Source organism: Paenibacillus pedocola (assembly GCF_031599675.1).
Lineage (GTDB): Bacteria > Bacillota > Bacilli > Paenibacillales > Paenibacillaceae > Paenibacillus_AQ > Paenibacillus_AQ pedocola.
In genome coordinates this window covers 6010191-6028828 of sequence record NZ_CP134223.1, presented here as the reverse complement: position 1 = coordinate 6028828, position 18638 = coordinate 6010191, and the positions used below count along the sequence as shown (strand labels likewise).

Here is an 18638-nt window from a genome sequence, read left to right as displayed (position 1 = left end):
TGAAATCATGGCAAGAAGCATGCGTGATATTAAACGTCAAATCAAGAGCGTTCAAAACACCAGACAGATCACGAAGGCAATGGAGATGGTAGCCGCCTCGAAACTCCGTAAAGCGCAGGAGAAAGCAGAAGCTGCCCGTCCTTACTCGCAGAAGCTGAAAGAGGTCGTATCGAACATTGCTGCCGGTACACAGGGTGTGACCCATCCGATGCTGGTGAGCCGTCCGGTGAAGAAGACCGCTTATCTTATTGTTACCTCTGACAGAGGTCTCGCCGGCGGATACAATGCCAATATTCTGCGGAAGCTCACGTTGCTGCTGGCAGAACGGCATGCATCCAAAGACGAGTATGCTTTGTTCGTGATCGGCCGGAAAGGCCGTGACTTTTTACGCCGCCGTGAATACCCGATTGTAGAGGAAATCACCGAGCTGTCCGATACGCCGAAATTCTCCGACATCAAGTCGATTGCTTACTCAGCGGTTCAGCAGTTCGAAACAGGCGTGTATGATGAGCTGTATATTTGCTACAACCGCTTCGTTAATGCCATCAGCCAGGTACCGACGGTTGACCGTCTGCTGCCAATGGATGCAGTAAGCGGAACGGATCACCATGAAGCAAGCGCAAGCTACGAATACGAGCCTTCTCCGGAAGGCGTACTCGGAGTGCTGCTTCCAAAATATGCGGAAACGCTGATTTACAGTGCAGTTCTTGACGGCAAGGCCAGTGAGCTGGGAGCGAAGATGACAGCGATGGGCAGTGCAACGAAGAACGCGTCAAAAATGATCGGTGAACTCAGACTTACGTATAACCGTGCCCGTCAGGCGGCAATTACACAGGAAATTACCGAGATTGTGGCCGGAGCGAACGCGCAGTCTTAAGACTTAAGAAACGGGTGCCGGATCAGAAGAGAAGGCATTTCCGTTTCTTCTCAATGCAACAGCTTTCGAGGAGGGAAATATTAAGATGAACAAAGGACGCGTTGTAAGCATTATGGGTCCGGTTGTCGATATTGAATTTGAACGCGGCCAGTTGCCCGAGATTTTCAACGCTATCAAGATTGTAACCAGCTTGGAAAACGGCCGCACTATTGATTTGACCCTTGAGGTTTCCAATCACCTGGGTGACAATCTGGTTCGTTGTATCGCAATGTCGTCTACAGACGGCCTGGTACGCGGGCTTGAGGTTATTGACCAGGGCGGACCGATTTCGGTTCCGGTTGGCGCAGCTACACTTGGCCGCGTATTTAACGTGCTGGGCAATCCTATTGATAACGGCGCTGAGGTAGTTGCAGAACGCAACCCGATTCACCGTCTTGCTCCGACATTTGATGAACTGTCGACGCAGGCAGAAATTCTGGAAACAGGAATCAAGGTTATCGACTTGCTGGCCCCTTATGCCAAGGGTGGTAAAATCGGCCTCTTCGGCGGTGCCGGCGTAGGTAAAACCGTAACCATCCAGGAACTGATCAACAACATCGCACAGGAACACGGCGGTATCTCCGTATTTGCCGGTGTTGGTGAACGTACCCGTGAAGGTAATGACCTGTATCATGAAATGACGGACTCCGGCGTTATCAAGAAAACGGCAATGGTGTTCGGACAAATGAATGAGCCGCCGGGCGCACGTCTTCGTGTAGCTCTGACCGGTCTGACCATGGCGGAGTATTTCCGTGATGTGGAAGGCCGCGATACGCTGCTCTTTATCGATAATATATTCCGCTTTACCCAAGCGGGTTCCGAAGTATCGGCGCTCCTTGGCCGTATGCCGTCTGCGGTAGGTTACCAGCCTACACTGGCTACGGAAATGGGTCAATTGCAGGAACGCATCACTTCTACCAAGAAGGGCTCGGTTACCTCGATCCAAGCGATCTACGTACCGGCGGATGACTATACTGACCCGGCTCCGGCTACAGCTTTTGCCCACTTGGATGCAACAACCAACCTTGAGCGTAAGATTTCCGAGAAGGGGATTTTCCCAGCGGTAGATCCACTGGCTTCCAGCTCGCGTATCCTGGCTCCGGAAATTGTCGGCGATGAGCACTACAACGTGGCACAAGGCGTTAAGCAGCTGCTGCAGCGCTATACTGAGCTTCAGGACATCATTGCCATCCTCGGTATGGATGAGCTGAGCGAAGAAGATAAGGTTATCGTAGCCCGTGCCCGTAAAGTTGAACGCTTCCTGTCCCAGCCTTTCCATGTGGCAGAACAATTCACCGGCTTTAAAGGTAAATATGTACCGATCAAGGAAACGGTTCGCAGCTTCAAGGAAATCCTGGAAGGTAAGCATGATGATCTTCCGGAAGCAGCCTTCCTCTTTGTAGGCACGATTGAAGAAGCGGTCGAAAAAGCGAAATCAATGTAATTCTGTTTAGATCATGCTTCTCGATAGCGAGCTTTACTTCGTAAAGCTTAAGCTTATGCTTTCGATGCGAGCTTAACGAAGTTAAGCTTTTAGGAGGAATGAAAGTGAATACCTTTCTGTTGGAAATTGTCACGCCGGAGCATCTCGTTTACTCCAAGCAGGTTAATAGCCTGACTGTAAAGGGAGCCGATGGCGACCTGGGTATTTTGCCGGGACACATTCCCCTTGTGACTCCACTTCAGGTTGCTCCGATGTTCGTTAAGGCGGATGGTGTTACGACCATAATCGCTGTTCATGGCGGGTTCGTGGAAGTGCATAAAGACAAGGTGACCGTGCTGGCCGAAAGTGCCGAGCTTCCTAAGGATATCGATGTTGAACGTGCCGAAGCGGCTAAAGAACGGGCTCAGCGCCGTCTTCAGTCCCGCAGTAAACAGGATGATATTGATCACCGCCGTGCGGAGCTGGCGCTTCAACGCGCCGTTACACGGATCAAAGTGTCCACTGGAAAAGGACAACAGTAATCAAATAAGCGGTCAAGCCTCTGGCTTGGCTGCTTTTTTTTTAAGATAAGAATTTATAGGGTTCACACTCTAAGTTATTCTTCTCTATCTCGCACAACCGGATACCGTCCTTAAAAAGGCCATAAAGCCGTTTTTCTTGGTTGGAGCAAAACTATGATTATGTGACTATCTAGTAACAACCCAAGCTATCTGAGCATGTAATGTTTAAAAATTTGCAAAAGTACTGGATTCTTTTCATCTACGCAAGTATGATATAAGAGTCGATTTCCAAGTAACATATACACGGAGGGGTTAGATGGATCAAATGTTGTATGATGATTTGTCCAGCGCGATCAGTACCAGCGGTTTGGTCTCGATGATCGTTTCTTTGCTCTGTGTAGTATTATCTTGGTGGGCACTTCAGAACCTTAAGCTCGATTTGGTCATAAGATATCCCAAGAGCCCACAAGGCAGACTGCTGCACTTACTGCTGGCAATCGTCCTCGGCCACTTCGTGGCGGGCTTCCTGCTGGATTACTTGAGCTGGAGCGGACAGATTCGTAACATGTTTTAAGGACTAGGGGTTTGGTTATATCTGTCTTAGGCCAACCGAGTGAAAATGATGTCGAATAATAAGGTTTTATTATGTCAACACTGATGTTTAAGGAACGTGCCCGCACATCGGGCACACTGGCGGAATATCCAATATTTTAACAGCTGCATCTTACATTCAAAATTAATTTAAGAAATAATGGACGCGGAGGGAAACCGAAATGAGCAAATTTATCGTCCGCGGTGGCAACAGATTGACCGGGAGCGTGAAAGTAAGCGGCGCAAAAAATTCCGTACTACCGATCATAGCCGCCTCTCTATTGGCAGAAGAAGGAGTAAGCGTCATTGTGGACGCTCCTCCGCTAGACGATGTAATGACCATCAGCAAAGTGCTGGAATCTCTGGGTGCGGGTGTTACATACCAGAATGATATCATCGAGGTTGATGCTAGAAGCATTACTTCCTGTGAAGCACCTTATGAATGGGTGCGGAAAATGCGGGCATCCTTCTTAGTAATGGGCCCACTCCTGTCCCGTATGGGGCATACGCGTATTTCCCTGCCTGGAGGCTGTGCCATCGGCACAAGACCGATTGACCAGCATCTCAAAGGGTTTGAAGCTCTGGGAGCCGAAATCAGTCTGGGTCAGGGCTACATTGAAGCGAAATCAAACGGACGGCTGCGCGGGGCTAAAGTGTATTTGGATGTAGCCAGCGTAGGAGCGACCGAAAATATAATGATGGCCGCAGCACTCGCTGAAGGGGTTACGGTCATTGAGAATGCCGCTAAGGAACCGGAAATTGTCGATTTGGCCAACTACCTGAACGGCATGGGCGGTATTGTCCGCGGGGCAGGAACAGGCGTTATCCGGATTGAAGGGGTTGAGCGCCTGCATGGCGTGAAACATCATGTGATTCCTGACCGGATCGAAGCTGGTACCTATATGGCGGCTGCAGCGATTACAGGCGGTGATGTGTATGTGGAAGGCGCAATTGCCGATCACCTCGGTCCTGTTATTGCTAAGATGGAGGAAATGGGCGTTACTATTATCCCGGATGAGAACGGTATACGGGTCATCGGCGACAAGCCGCTGAAGGCTGTGGATTTGAAGACTTTGCCGTACCCTGGTTTCCCTACTGATATGCAGTCGCAGATGATGGCGCTGCTGCTCCGCTCCGAAGGCACTGCAGTTGTAACGGAGACGGTATTTGAGAACCGGTTCATGCATGTGGATGAATTCCACAACATGAACGCTGAGATCAAGATCGAAGGACGTTCGGCCATTGTGACTGGAAATGCGCAGCTGGTGGGTGCTAAGGTATGCGCTACAGACCTGCGTGCAGGCGCTGCACTTATTTTGGCAGGGCTTGTTGCCGAAGGGACTACAGAAGTCAGCGGAACCCATCACATTGACCGCGGTTATGTGAATCTGGCCGAGAAACTGTCGGGACTTGGTGCGGACATATGGCGGATTTCCATGGAAGAGTCGCCTGCTCCGGTTGTAAAGGAAGAGGTCCTCAAACCTGAAACGGCAAGAAGTGAAGAGCTGAAGCCGCGCTTCCAGATTCAGCCGACCTGGGTATAATTATTGTAAATAACGACGAAGACTGCTCCGCATATGCGGGGCAGTCTTTTTTAGGTTCTGTTTTTTTGAACTCTCTCACTCTCAGAATAGCGTTCTAGCAGCACCCGGAAATTCATATCTATAAGAATCACCGGTGACTTACGGAAGGAGCATAGAGATGAGAGATTTTCGCTATCTGAAACGCCAAATGCAGAAGCGCCGCTTGGTGCGCCGGCCGGGCAGCGCTCCGCGGCTTCGGCGGCTGGCCCCCGCCGCCTGGCTGGCAGCCCCGCTGCTCGCGGGGCTGCTGCTGCCGCTGGCTCTTGTCCCGCTGCGCGGGGGACATGAGCCGGCGCCACCGGCCGTGCCGCGGGCCACGGCCTCCCCGGCTGCGCCGGGAACGGCTGCGGCAGCCCCGCAGCCGGAGGTCTCCGTCTATTTGTCGCAGAGCGGACAAATCGAGACCCTGCCGCTGGAGGACTACGTCAGCGGCGTGCTGGCGGCCGAGATGCCTGCCGACTTTGAGCTCGAAGCGCTCAAAGCGCAGGCCGTGGCCGCACGCACGTTCATTGTCCGCCGCCTGATGGCGGGCGACCACAGCGGGGTGCCCGTTCCGGAGGCGGATGTAAGTGATACGGTAAGCCATCAGGCTTACGTATCCTTGGCCACGCTGGAACGGGATTGGGAGCACGGCGGCAAAAGCGCCGCGCTGGCCAAGCTCCGCCGCGCGGCCTTAGAGACGCGCGGAGTGATCATGACCTATAAGGGGCAGCCGATAACGGCCTCCTTCTTCGCCTCCAGTGGAGGCTATACCGAAAATTCGGAAGACTACTGGAATTTTGCTGTTCCTTATTTACGCAGCGTAGCCAGTCCGTGGGAGCTGGCGATTACACCGAATCTCGCGGTAACGGTCAGCTTCAGCACCTCTGAGCTGCTCAGCAAGCTGGGCTTGGAGTCCAAAGCCCTACCAGCCTCCGCGGGTTTGTCCGCAACCGGCAAGGTGAAGCCGGTATCCTCATCCTCCTCTGCTCTGCCGGCTGTAGTCCTGTCGCTCACTGACGGACACCGGGTCAAGGAGATCTCCATCGGAGGGACCGTGTTCACCGGACGCGAGGTGCGCGAGAAGCTGGGGCTGCGCTCCAGCCAGTTCACCTGGAAGCGGCAAGGCGGTAAAGTGCTCATCACCACCTACGGAAACGGTCATGGAGTAGGAATGAGCCAGTGGGGGGCGAACGGGATGGCCAAGGAAGGCAGCACGGCCACTCAGATTCTCAAACACTACTACAGCGGCATCTCTTTTACCCAAGTCTCAACTCTTCTGAAAAAATAACTTAAAAGATACGTATAAAAGCGGATCGCCCGGTAACACTGGTTACTGAGGTGATAAACTATGAATGAACAAGACAAAAACAAACAAACCCATGATGAATCTCTCAAAAACAAGCAGGGAGATTCAGGCGCTAAGCCTTCTTCATGGAACAGAGTATTATCGAGACGCTGGGTATTCCCGGCAGTCTACACGGCGGCAGCGGCTCTTATACTAACCTTGGTGTGGTTCTATCAGGATGCCGGCCAGAAGCCGCTGAATCCTGACACCGCCGCTGTAGTTTCACAGGACACCGCTGGTTCCGGCAATGAAGCCGGTACGGCTGGAGATCCTGCAGCAGTCGAAGTTGTCGCATCGGCAGAAAACCTGGCTTGGCCGGTGGCCAGCCCAAGTGATGTGGAAGTGGTTAAACCGTTCTACGATGAAAATGGGACCGAAGAAAATCACGTTGCAGCCATGGTACAGTATGACAACACCTTTGTAACCAATAACGGTATCGACATCGCCCGTGAGGATAACAAAACATTTGATGTCAAAGCTGCACTTAGCGGTGAAGTGACACGGGTGGAAGATGTTGCGGTATTCGGCAAGGTTGTTGAGATTACCCATCCCGGCAATCTGAAGACTGTGTATCAGAGCCTCGGTGATATCAAAGTGAAGCAAGGCGATGAAGTGAAGCAGGGCGATACGCTGGCAACAGCGGGACGCAGTGAAATTGAGAAGGATCTCGGCAACCATGTGCACTTTGAAGTGTACGAGGATGGTAAACCTGTAAATCCGTCTGATCTGCTGACACAACGTTAAATGCATTTTTACTCAGGGGGCGCAGGCCCCCTGTTTTTTTTGTGCGCTCCTCTGAGGCGTAACTCTAAGCTTATTTCTATAAACACATCTTTAGTCCCATTCCGCGAAATCTGGGCTCTTTACGGTTGTCCATGAAATAAAATGAGCCTTCCCGGGCTTGTCACGTCCTGAAAGCGCGAATATATAGGCCCGCCCCTCATATAATGTACCAAACTATCCACAGTTGGGAGGCGGGAGCGTGCACGATTACATCAAGGAACGGACGATCAAAATCGGACGCTGCATCGTGGAAACCAGGCATACGGTCCGGACCATAGCCAAGGAATTTGGCGTATCAAAGAGCACGGTGCATAAAGATCTAACCGAACGTTTGCCGGAAATTAATCCGGATTTAGCGGATCAGGTGAAGCACATTCTCGAATATCACAAATCGATTCGTCATCTTCGGGGGGGAGAAGCGACAAAAATCAAGTATAAAAAAACGACCGGTAAAAAACGCGAGGTTGCTGTAGCCTCAAAGCCATGATATTTTTGGATTTTTAAGCTATTATTCAGTTTTATCGCATTGTATACTTCCCCTAAAGTATGGTATTTTTAAATTTGGTACTAACTAACTATTCTCATTTAAAATAACACTTTGGGGGCTCTTTCATTATGCTTAGCAAGGATATCGGAATCGATCTCGGCACTGCCAATGTGCTCATTCATGTCAAAGGGAGGGGAGTCGTTCTGGATGAACCCTCCGTGGTCACACTTGAAAGTGATACGAAGCGGGTCCTTGCGGTTGGGGAACAGGCACGTCGCATGGTTGGACGTACACCTGGCAATATTACTACCATTCGTCCTCTCCGGGACGGAGTCATTGCTGATTTTGCCATAACGGAAATGATGCTGAAGTATTTCATCGACCGCGTTGGCGGACGTACCTGGTACTCCAAGCCCCGCATATTGATCTGCGCCCCCACGAACATAACATCAGTTGAACAGAAATCAATCCGGGAAGCAGCCGAACGCAGCGGGGCCAAGGATGTTTATCTGGAGGAAGAACCTAAAGCCGCTGCTATCGGAGCGGGTATGGATATTTATCAACCAAGCGGAAATATGGTCGTCGATATCGGCGGCGGAACGACGGATGTAGCTGTCCTGTCCATGGGCGACGTCGTTACCGCCTCCTCGATTAAAGTCGCAGGGGACAAGTTCGACGAGGCCATTTTAAAATATATCAAGCAGAAGTACAAACTGTTAATCGGTGAACGTACGGCGGAGGATATCAAGGTTTCCATCGGCTCGGTCCGCCCCGGCGGCATGAAGGCTGAGATGGATATCAGAGGACGGGATATGGTAAGCGGACTTCCCCAGACGCTCACAATTTCGTCCGGCGAGGTGAAGGAAGCGCTGTGGGACCCGGTTTCGATGATTGTGGCTGCGGCCAAATCGGTATTGGAGCGTACACCGCCGGAGCTGTCGGCAGATATTATTGACCGGGGAGTCGTTCTGACGGGAGGCGGCGCGCTGCTTAACGGGCTGGACGAGCTGCTCTCTGAACAGCTGCATGTTCCGGTCTGGGTGGCGGAAGATCCGATGCATTGCGTGGTCAAGGGAACCGGGATTATGCTGGATCATTTGGACAAGGTCGTTAAGAAAAAGTTCTAAGCTGCCGATATAAGGGATAACAGCAGATTCAGGAAGGGGAATTGCCCTCATGATTAGAGGATTATATACGGCCGCTGCCGGTATGGTTACGCAGCAGCGTAGACATGACACGGCGACGCAGAACATTGCCAATATGAATACAACGGGGTACAAGCAGGTCGACAGCGTCAGCCACGCTTTTCCTGATGTATTGATCTCAGCGATGAGCGGAGGCACTACAAAGCAGGTCGGCCGCCTCAATACGGGGGTATTTGCCGAGCAGTCGATTTCCCAATATTTGCAGGGCGACCTGATTGAAAGCGGCAAGCCCTATGATTTTGCGTTATCCACCGACTTGCTGGTGCAAGATCCCGCGACCGGAGAGAATATTGTTTTTGACGGCTCGGGTAAATATGTAAATGCCGACGGTGAGGTTATTTACCGGCCTCAGGCGTTCTTTACTGTTCAAGATAATGAAGGCAACAATTTATATACAAGAAACGGCAGCTTCACTGTAAATGCAGCGGGAGAAGTATTAAGCTCTGGAGGGTTCAAGGTACTGGACGCTGCCGGCAACCCGCTGGTATTGACAGAGCCGCAGGATAATCTTAAAGTGGACGGGCAGGGTAATCTGCTGGATCCGGCTACAGGTCTTCCTTCCGGAACGAAGCTTGGCATCAGTGTAATCACCAAACCGCAGGAGCTGGTGCGTGACGGGAATGGTGTTTTCCATGCCGATGATGCAGATGCTGCTGAAATCCGGTATGCAGATGCCGGTGATAATCTGCAGGTGCGCCAGGGTTATCTGGAAGGCTCCAACGTCGATGCTACCCAGGTAACGGTTGATTTGAACGCTGCCTACCGGGCTTATGAGGCCAACCAGAAGGTCATCCAATTCTATGACACCAGCCTGCAGAAGACTGTGAATGAAGTGGGCAGAGTATAGGCCGCAGTAGCATTGCTTATTAAGCTTTTGGGAGGTTTGATCTGTGAACAATTCAACAATCGGTGCAGCCGTCTCGATGTCCAGTCTTCAGGCACGGCTCGATATCATTGCAGATAATATTGCCAATATGAACACGAATGGTTACAAGAGCAAGGAAGGCTCCTTTGAGGATGTGCTGACCCGTGTTCAGCAGCAGTCCAAGGAATACGATCAGCCTGGCCGCAGTACGCCGCTCGGCTTTAATATCGGTTTTGGTGTCCGTGTGGCTACGGTAACAAGCAACTGGGAAGAAGGCACGATGCAGGAGACCGGTAATCCGACAGACCTGGCGCTGCAGGGGAATGGATTGTTTGGGGTTCAGGTCAACGGGGGCACTGCCTTTACGCGCCAAGGTGATTTTCACTTTACTCCTGATCCGGCTGACGCTAAACGTATGATGCTGGTGGACAATGCGGGGAATCCGGTTTTGAATACAGAAGGCAATCCGCTTACTGTACCTGCCAATGTAAGTGCTGCGATTGATGAGAAGGGCCGGGTACTTACCAAGAGGGGTGAGAATGATCCTGTACAGCTAGCGGGCACAATCATGATTGTGGAGCCGCTGAGCAAGACTGCGCTGCAGGCTGTGGATGGGAATTTCTATGTGCTTCCTGAAGGGGTTACGGCGGATCAGGCTTTTCTTCAAAGAGAACCGGGTGAAGCTTCGGCAGTGGGCGTGCGTTCCGGTTATCTGGAGCAGTCCAATGTGGATCTCAGCAAGGAAATGACAGAAATGATGCAGATTCAGCGTACCTATCAGCTTGCCGCCCGGGCGCTTTCTTCCAGTGACCAGATGATTGGCCTGGCCAATAATATGCGCGGGTAGGTGAAGGAATGAGTGTTCAGAGTAAACATAAGCCCGAAGAGGAAACCCAGCAGCCGGTGAAACGGCGCGGTGTATCCAAATGGACGATCATTCAGTGGTTTCTGATTCCTCTGCTGCTGATAGCTGCACTTGCAGGAGGGTTAGTTGCCGGATATGTCATCCTGGGCAAAAGAGAATTCAGCGATGTGCTACAGTGGAGCACATGGAAGCATGTATATGATCTGGTGTTCGCACCTTAATTTAGAGCGTTTTTAGAACTCCCTTGTTGTACAGGGGAGTTTTCTTTTTTATACTGGAAAATGTATAATGATTGGGGACTAAGGGGGCGCCCGGATATTTACTTTCTGATAAGTCCAAAAAGGGCCCTCTCCGCCATGCTGCCGCGTGCGGCGGAGAAAGCCCCTTATCTCAACCTCCACTGCTGCAGGTCGTGAAGGATAATTATAGTTTTTTCCGAAGCAGTCCATATTTATGCAGCCTTTAGCAAAGAATAATGCTGAGTCCAGTAGCAGTGATTGTTTGAACACGCGGTTATATCCGAAAGGAGCTTTGCCAACATGCTTAATATCAATGAAATTCAAGAAATAATCCCCCACCGGCCTCCATTTCTGCTGGTGGACAAAATTATCGAAATAGAAATGGGCAAACGGGCAGTAGGCATCAAGAATGTGACGGTGAATGAACCATTCTTCGCCGGCCATTTTCCGGGATATCCGGTTATGCCGGGTGTGCTGATCACAGAAGCGCTGGCTCAGGTAGGTGCTGTGGCCATTCTGGGAGTTGAAGCCAACCGCGGGAAGATTGGTTTTCTGGCAGGTCTGGACGGATTCCGTTTCCGTGGTCAGGTAGTACCGGGCGATACGCTTACGCTGGAAGTGGAGATCACCAGACTTAAAGGCAGCATCGGAAAAGGCCAAGCTACTGCCAAAGTGGACGGCAAGATCGTGGCTTCCGGAGAAATTATGTTCGCACTAAGCTAGTACCTGTTATAAAATCATATATCATAGATGGAGAAGGAGAGATTCATATGACTCAATTAAGCCCGAAAGCCGAAGAAACTTTATCACGCTGGCTGCAGGACCCTTCTGTGGACGAGAACACCAAGGCAGAACTGAACCTTCTTGTGAATGAGCCGCAAGAGCTGGAAGAGCGCTTCTACAGGGATTTGGAATTTGGTACAGGCGGTTTGCGCGGTGTGATTGGTGCCGGCAGCAACCGGATTAACCGTTACACTGTAGGCAGAGCTACTCAAGGGTTCGCTAATTATATTCTGGAACAGCATACCGGGGAAGGCAGACCTTCCGTCGTAATCGCTCATGATTCCCGCCGTTTCTCCCCGGAATTCACTTTGGAGGCTGCACTCGTACTGGCTGGTAACGGTATTGAAGCGCATCTGTTCCCTTCGCTGCGGTCCACACCACAGCTGAGCTTCACTGTACGCCATTTGAAGGCTACTGGGGGCGTAGTGATTACAGCCAGCCATAACCCTCCGGAGTACAACGGCTATAAAGTGTACAATTCCGAAGGCGGACAGCTGGTTCCGCATGAAGCGGAAAAGGTGATTTCCTACATATTGGAGGTTGATTCCTTCAATGGTGTAAAACGTATTTCCCGTGAAGAAGCCGAGAGCCAAGGCTTGCTGCATTGGCTGGGAGAGCAGGAGGATGAGGCCTTCACAGATACGGTGGCGGCTGTCAGTGTTGCCCGTGAGCAAATCACTTCTACGCTTGGCCGTGATTTCAAAATTGTCTACACTCCGCTGCATGGAACAGGGAATCTGCCGGTCCGCAGCGTTTTGAAGAAGATCGGATTTACCGAGGTTCATGTTGTACCGGAGCAGGAGCAGCCGGATTCTGAGTTTTCTACCGTGAAGTCTCCGAATCCAGAAGAACGCGAAGCGTTCACCCTTGCGATTAAGCTGGGTGAGGAGCTGGGCGCTGATCTGCTGATCGGTACCGATCCGGACGCTGACCGTATGGGAGCAGTTGTGCGCGACAATGAAGGTAAATTCGTGGTTTTGTCCGGTAACCAGTCCGGTGCACTGATGATCCATTACTATCTGAGCCGTCTACAGGAACAAGGTAAGCTGCCAAACAACGGTGCAGTGGTTAAGACCATTGTTACCAGCGAAATGGGGGCAGCCGTAGCTTCCCATTATGGCGCTACTGTATTTAATACACTGACCGGATTCAAATATATCGGGGAGAAAATGACCCAATTCGAGCAGTCCGGGGAGTATACGTACCTCTTTGGATATGAAGAGAGCTACGGTTATCTTGCCGGCAACTATGCCCGCGACAAGGATGCCGTGCTTGCCTCCATGCTCATTGCGGAAGCGGGTGCCTATTACAAGGCGCAGGGCAAGACGCTGTATGATGTCCTTCAAGAGCTATATGAGCAGTTTGGCTACTTCCTGGAAAGCCTGGAGTCCCGCACACTCAAGGGCAAAGACGGTGTAGCGCAAATTCAAGAAATTATGAATGACTGGCGCACTAGCCCGCCACAGGAAATTGCCGGTGCCTCTGTAACCGAGGTCCTTGATTACTCACTCGGCCTGAATGGCCTGCCGAAGGAAAATGTACTGAAGTACCTGCTGTCTGACGGATCCTGGTTCTGCCTGCGCCCATCCGGCACAGAGCCGAAAATCAAAGTGTATTTTGCCGTTCGCGGTGAATCGCTCCAGAATGCAAAAGACAAGGTAGCTGCGCTGACACAACAGGTTATGTCCCGCGTGGACGGGAAATAATATATCCTACAAGATATTAAGTTTTCTACAGAAACGGATACTGCTCCTCACAGGACGCACGTCCGTTTCTGCTTGAGTTTAGAGGTTTTAAAGTGAAAGAGGAGGTACTTTTGGTGCAGCAGAAATGGCAACGATGGAATATAGCTTCGCGCAAGTGGTTATGGATACTCGTGGTGATTGGTGTTTTGGCCGCTCTCCCGGTTGTATACGACCGCCTGCAGACGGAGAAGTCTTCCAAGACGGTTGAATTTGTATTTGATTATCGTGATCTCGTAGAGGTAGCCAGCTACCGCGTAAATCCTAAGGACTATATATCTGAGCAGCTTGACCGCTTGAAGGATGCCGGTGTGCAGAGTATGGCCATTTATGAGAGTACGCTTGAGGATTACCGCAAAACCCGCCGCCTGATGTTATGGGGCGCGGCTGACATTGCAAATTTGACAGACACGGTGATTCCGGAAAATGAGAACTATACATACGTCCTCTTTACGAGCACGGAGAATAGTTCGGTGCTCGCGCCGATCATACAGGAAGCCTTCAATCGCCTTGATATCGCAACTGAAAACTGGAGCTTCCGCGGACAGCAGGGGCTTATCATCAAAACTCCGCTGGAGGACGCAACACTGAAGCCGCTGCAGCCGGACCCGTTTAATCTGGAAATGCTGCATGAGAAAGGCTTTAATATTGTGCCCCGACTGGTTGATTCTTTAACATACAACCAGGAGGCTGTTACGAAGCTGCTGGATCGTTATCAGGAGCTTGGAGTTAAACGGATTCTTTTTGAAGGGGAATCGGTTAAGGGATTTAATGATGATGCTTCCGAAAGCAGCCTCTCTGCATTCGCAGATCTTCTTAAGGAACGCGGAATGGGAATTGCTGCAATTGAGAACATTAAAGTACAGCAAAAAGGATTTAATAGACTGGCTTATCTGCTCGATTATAATGTGACCCGGCTGTATTCTCTCAGCGAAGGTGATTCCGGACTATCTCCGGAAGTAATCGCTGACCGCTTTGCGCTGGCCACTAAGGACCGTAATATCCGGATGATCTATCTCAATACCATTCCATCACGGGATACCTCCAAGGCTCAGGTTACCGACACCTTGGACAACCTGGTAACCAGCCTTAGCGGCCCGGATGGGGCAGTGAAGAAAATCGAAGATAACGGCTTTACTCTGGGTCAGGCTACGGCTTTTGAAGTTGTCGATTCCTCTTATCAGCGTTACTTTAAGCTGGGAGCTGTGATTGGCGCCGTATCCATGGTTGCCCTTCTTGTCTCCTACTTCATTCCTTTGCTCACCCTTGCGGCTTGGGCACTGGGTCTGGTTGGAAGCGCAGGGCTGATGCTGCTGAAGCCGGAGCTCTTTGAACAGGCGCTGGCACTTGCCGTGGCGATCAGTGCCCCAACGGTTGCAACGGTGCTGGCCGTCCGCAAAATCAATGAACAAGGCCCGCCGCTGCGGAAGAGTACACTAACTTATGTGGTTATGAGCCCGGGGCGCCGATTGGCGCATAGTCTGGTGCTTTATATAAAGACTGCTCTTATCTCGCTGAGTGCCGTACCTTTTGTCATCGCACTGCTAAACAATATTACCTACAGTCTGGTGCTCAATCAGTTCCGCGGCGTCAGCCTGCTGCATTTGGCTCCAATTGCCCTGACCGGGCTTTATGTACTCTTATATCGCGGAGAGTTTGCGTTTAACAAAACAGGCAACCTCCTGCGTACCCCAATTACGCTTGCCTGGGTCATTGCAGCCGGTGTTCTTGGCGTGATGGGAATGTATTACTTAAGCCGTACCGGCAACGGCGGCAGTGTAAGCTCGCTTGAAATGTCGTTCCGTACCTTCCTGGAGAATACAGTCGGCGTGCGGCCTCGGAATAAGGAATTCCTGCTTGCCCACCCGCTGTTTATTCTGGGAGCCTTTATGGCCTATAAGTACCGGAACGCTGCCTTTATCATGATTGTCGCGGTGATTGGCCAGCTATCGATGGTCGATACTTTCGCCCATATTCATACTCCGGCATTAATCTCAGTCATCCGCGGAGGGCTTGGCTTGGGACTTGGCTTAATCATTGGTCTTATCGCCGCCTTAGTATGGCAGATTGCGGAAGGGTGTTGGAAACGATGGTCGCCACTGCTCAGAAAATAATCATATCCGGCTACTACGGTTTCCGTAACAGCGGGGACGAGGCGGTACTGCAGTCTATTCTAAACGCCTTGCAGAAGCAGTCTCAGGCTGCCGGCATCACTATTGAACCTATTGTGTTATCCATAGATCCGGAATGGACGACCGCCACGTATGGGGTGAAATCTGTCCACCGGATGAAGCTGGGCGAGGTCCGGCGTGCTATATCGGAAAGTGACGGACTGATCAGCGGAGGAGGTAGTCTGCTGCAGGATGTAACAAGCAGCAAAACCATTCCTTATTACCTGGGCATAGTCAAACTGGCCCAGTGGCTGGGTAAGCCGACCTTTATTTATGCCCAAGGCATCGGCCCGGTGAACCGGAAGCTGTTCCATCCTTTGATCAAATCCGTATTCCGCAAATGTGTCTATGTGTCTGTACGGGACGAGAAGTCCCGTCTGCTGCTGGAAAGTATGGGACTTGACGGGAGTAAGATTGAGGTTGTTCCCGACCCTGTTATGGGTCTGGAGCTTCCAGGGGCACCCGGGACGCTAGCCCTGGATCCTCAATCTCCTAATCACTCAGCTTCTGCACTGAATACTGTAGGCGTATCAGTGCGGTATTGGGAGGAATCGCGGCGGGAGCTGGATGCGATCGCTGAAGGGCTGGTTCAAGCCTGTGCCGAAGCGCCGCTTCACTTGCGGTTCCTGCCTTTTCACCATCCGCTAGACAATGAAGCCTCAAGATATGTGATACAGAAGCTGGAGAAGAAGATAGCAGCGCTTGGAGGAGCAGTTAGTCTGTGTGAGGATGCGCTTCATCCCCAGCAGATGCTGCGTGAGGTTGCGGAGTGTGACGCTCTGATCGGTATGCGCCTGCACAGCCTGATCTACGCTGCCGGCAGACGTGTGCCTCTAATGGGTATCTCCTACGACCCCAAGATTGACCATTTCCTGGAGCGAATCCGCTGCACGCCGGTAGGATCGACCCAAACACTGGAAGGCAGCATGGTTGCGGCTGAAATTCTGCATCTTTTAGAAAAACAAGAAGCATGGAAACGGGAGCGGGAGCCGTTAATCGCAGCCTTAGTTGAAGCAGCCGAGGCTCCGGCCCGGCAGATTACCGAATATTTCCGCCGTAAAGGATGATTGAACGTGAAAGCAGATAGTGTTTTGCCCACTGTTCCAATTTTTGGTATAAGGGTATCCAAAGTCGACATGAAAGCTACGGTTTCCTATTTGACCGAGGCTGTACGTAACCGGGAGCCGCATCAGGTGATTACGGCCAATCCCATCATGGTTATGACTGCACTGGATAATCCGGCCTATATGGAGATTATGAAGTCAGCAGAACTGGTCGTCCCAGACGGAACGGGTGTTGTCTGGGCAGCGGAATATTGCAAAGAGCCTGTGGCTGAGCGTGTAGCAGGATTTGATCTTTTACATGAATTGCTGCGCCAAGGCGAAATCTATAACTGGAGGGTCTATCTTCTCGGTTCTGCACCGGATGTGATTCGCGAGACCGCTTCAAGGTTACAAACTCAATATCCGCGTATCGTAATATCCGGCTACCGGGATGGTTACTTTGGACCGGAAGCAGACGAGGAGATTATTGCGGATATTACCCGCTCTCAGCCAGACCTGCTTTTTGTCGCCAGAGGTGCAGACAGCCAGGAACCGTGGATAGCCAAGTACAAGTCCCGGCTGAATATTCCTGTGATGATGGGGGTGGGCGGGAGCTTTGATGTGATCTCAGGCAAAAGCAAACGGGCTCCTAAAGCTTTCCAGAAACTCCGGGCAGAGTGGTTATATCGGCTTCTCAAAGAGCCGACCCGATACAAAAGAATGCTTGCGCTGCCGAAATTCGCAGTAAAAGTGGTGCGTGAGAAAGATAAAGTGACAAAAGTTCAGTGAAAAGCGTGAATTTACCGGAAAAATCCGAACAACAGCCTAAAAACGGAATTGGAATTTACTTTTAGTTCAGCGTATAATTCAATGCGGTAGAGAAATGGGGGTCGACTTTTCAAATGTTAATTATATACATCGCCGGATTTGTTGTGTGCATGGGACTTGCGCTCCTGTTGACGCCACTGGTGAAGAAATTCGCTATTAAGATTGGTGCTACAGATGTGCCGAATGCCCGTAAGGTGCATACGAAGATAATGCCCCGCCTTGGTGGGCTAGGTATATTTCTGGCGTTTGTGTTAGGCCTGCTTGCCGTATTGCCAATTATTCCTTACGATTTTACTCCGCGGGAGGCTAACTTCATCAAAGCGCTGCTGTGCGGCGGCGGACTGATCGTTCTTATCGGGGGATTTGATGACCGGTTCGAGCTTTCAGCAAAAGTGAAGCTGCTGGGCCAAATTGCCGCAGCCTGCATCGTAGTTTTCGGGTTTGGCATTACTGTTGATTTCGTGAATATTCCTTTTAACAATACGTATTCCTCACTGGAGAGCTGGATCGCTGTTCCGCTGACGATCTTCTGGATTGTCGGTGTCACTAATGCCGTTAACCTGATCGACGGGTTGGACGGGCTTGCTGCCGGTGTATCCGGAATTGCAATTGCAACAATCGCTGTTATGGCATTTTTGATGGGCAATACGATGGTTGCACTCCTGTGCCTGCTGTTGCTTGGCAGTATACTGGGTTTTCTGTTCTTCAACTTTCACCCGGCAAAAATCTTCATGGGCGATACAGGCTCACTGTTCTTAGGCTTCTGTCTGGCACTCTTGGCGCTGCTAGGATTTAAACAAATTGCGGTCGTGTCCTTTATTACTCCACTCCTGATCATTGGAGTTCCTTTATCGGATACATTCTTCGCCATTGTCCGCCGCAAGCTGCAGAAGAAACCTATCTTTGCACCTGACAAAGGGCATCTGCATCACTGCCTGCGTGAACTTGGGTTCAGTCATCGTCAAACGGTTCTCATCATTTATGGCATTGCTGCTTTCTTCGGAGTACTGGCTGTTATTCAAACGTCCGCTTCACTCTATGAAGCGAACTGGGTAACCTTCGTAGTCATCTGCGTTATGCTGTTCTTCCTGCAGATTGGTGCTGAAATTACCGGCGTCATCAGTAAGACCAAACGGCCTTTAATTGACTTTCTGCTAAGAATGCGAATGAAGGTTAGTCCGGAGCGCGGATCCAAGTCATAAAAGCGCTAAACACTGTGATATGCTATTATATTCCTTTAATTTACAAAGCTCATCCTTTTTAGGA

The 18638-nt window shown here is 51.0% G+C and carries 18 protein-coding genes; all 18 read left to right on the top strand.

Annotation, left to right across the window (positions count from 1 at the left end; genetic code table 11):
- Positions 1-7 precede the first annotated feature (7 nt).
- The 18 genes from atpG (at position 8) to QU597_RS26700 (ending at position 18574) form a co-directional block, all read left to right on the top strand.
- Complete coding sequence (atpG, locus tag QU597_RS26785; RefSeq protein WP_206102291.1) at positions 8-877, top strand: ATP synthase F1 subunit gamma; 870 nt, start codon at positions 8-10, stop codon at positions 875-877.
- 85 nt (positions 878-962) lie between these two features.
- Complete coding sequence (gene atpD / locus QU597_RS26780) at positions 963-2360, top strand: F0F1 ATP synthase subunit beta (RefSeq protein ID WP_206102290.1); 1398 nt, start codon at positions 963-965, stop codon at positions 2358-2360.
- 104 nt (positions 2361-2464) lie between these two features.
- The gene (locus tag QU597_RS26775) at positions 2465-2881 is read left to right on the top strand and encodes a F0F1 ATP synthase subunit epsilon (protein WP_206102289.1); all 417 of its coding nucleotides are present in this window, start codon (positions 2465-2467) and stop codon (positions 2879-2881) included.
- A gap of 295 nt (positions 2882-3176) precedes the next feature.
- Positions 3177-3434: a DUF1146 family protein gene (locus tag QU597_RS26770; RefSeq protein WP_206102288.1), complete on the top strand. Its 258-nt coding sequence runs from the start codon at positions 3177-3179 to the stop codon at positions 3432-3434.
- Between the two features lie 199 nt (positions 3435-3633).
- Positions 3634-4995, top strand: a complete 1362-nt coding sequence (murA, locus tag QU597_RS26765) for a UDP-N-acetylglucosamine 1-carboxyvinyltransferase (RefSeq protein ID WP_206102287.1) — start codon at positions 3634-3636, stop codon at positions 4993-4995.
- A gap of 157 nt (positions 4996-5152) precedes the next feature.
- Entirely contained in the window at positions 5153-6304 is a 1152-nt protein-coding gene (gene spoIID, locus QU597_RS26760; RefSeq protein WP_310830533.1) for a stage II sporulation protein D, read from the top strand.
- Between the two features lie 60 nt (positions 6305-6364).
- On the top strand, positions 6365-7105 hold the full coding sequence (gene spoIIQ / locus QU597_RS26755; RefSeq protein WP_236334938.1) for a stage II sporulation protein SpoIIQ: 741 nt from the start codon (positions 6365-6367) through the stop codon (positions 7103-7105).
- Positions 7106-7343: 238 nt separating this feature from the next.
- Positions 7344-7631: a sporulation transcriptional regulator SpoIIID gene (gene spoIIID / locus QU597_RS26750; protein WP_019915029.1), complete on the top strand. Its 288-nt coding sequence runs from the start codon at positions 7344-7346 to the stop codon at positions 7629-7631.
- A 128-nt stretch (positions 7632-7759) separates the two neighbouring features.
- Positions 7760-8758 (top strand): rod shape-determining protein, encoded by a 999-nt coding sequence (locus QU597_RS26745; protein ID WP_236334936.1) that lies wholly within the window; start codon positions 7760-7762, stop codon positions 8756-8758.
- 49 nt (positions 8759-8807) lie between these two features.
- A complete protein-coding gene (locus QU597_RS26740; protein ID WP_236334935.1) occupies positions 8808-9683 on the top strand; it encodes a flagellar hook-basal body protein in 876 nt (291 codons plus the stop codon).
- A 43-nt stretch (positions 9684-9726) separates the two neighbouring features.
- A complete protein-coding gene (locus QU597_RS26735; RefSeq protein ID WP_310830532.1) occupies positions 9727-10548 on the top strand; it encodes a flagellar hook-basal body protein in 822 nt (273 codons plus the stop codon).
- 8 nt (positions 10549-10556) lie between these two features.
- On the top strand, positions 10557-10787 hold the full coding sequence (locus QU597_RS26730; protein WP_206102281.1) for a DNA-directed RNA polymerase subunit beta: 231 nt from the start codon (positions 10557-10559) through the stop codon (positions 10785-10787).
- 318 nt (positions 10788-11105) lie between these two features.
- Positions 11106-11528, top strand: coding sequence for a 3-hydroxyacyl-ACP dehydratase FabZ (fabZ, locus tag QU597_RS26725; RefSeq protein WP_054942285.1), 423 nt, complete (start codon positions 11106-11108; stop codon positions 11526-11528).
- A 47-nt stretch (positions 11529-11575) separates the two neighbouring features.
- Positions 11576-13294: a phospho-sugar mutase gene (locus QU597_RS26720; protein ID WP_310830531.1), complete on the top strand. Its 1719-nt coding sequence runs from the start codon at positions 11576-11578 to the stop codon at positions 13292-13294.
- A gap of 113 nt (positions 13295-13407) precedes the next feature.
- Complete coding sequence (locus tag QU597_RS26715; protein ID WP_310830530.1) at positions 13408-15444, top strand: DUF5693 family protein; 2037 nt, start codon at positions 13408-13410, stop codon at positions 15442-15444.
- Entirely contained in the window at positions 15420-16568 is a 1149-nt protein-coding gene (gene csaB, locus QU597_RS26710; protein WP_310830529.1) for a polysaccharide pyruvyl transferase CsaB, read from the top strand. Before QU597_RS26715 ends, csaB begins: the two co-directional genes overlap by 25 nt.
- A complete protein-coding gene (locus tag QU597_RS26705) occupies positions 16569-17333 on the top strand; it encodes a WecB/TagA/CpsF family glycosyltransferase (protein WP_370656218.1) in 765 nt (254 codons plus the stop codon). It abuts the gene before it with no gap.
- Positions 17334-17446: 113 nt separating this feature from the next.
- Positions 17447-18574 carry a glycosyltransferase family 4 protein gene (locus QU597_RS26700; RefSeq protein ID WP_054942280.1) on the top strand — a complete coding sequence of 376 codons (1128 nt, stop codon included), beginning with the start codon at positions 17447-17449 and terminating at the stop codon, positions 18572-18574.
- Positions 18575-18638: the final 64 nt, after the last annotated feature.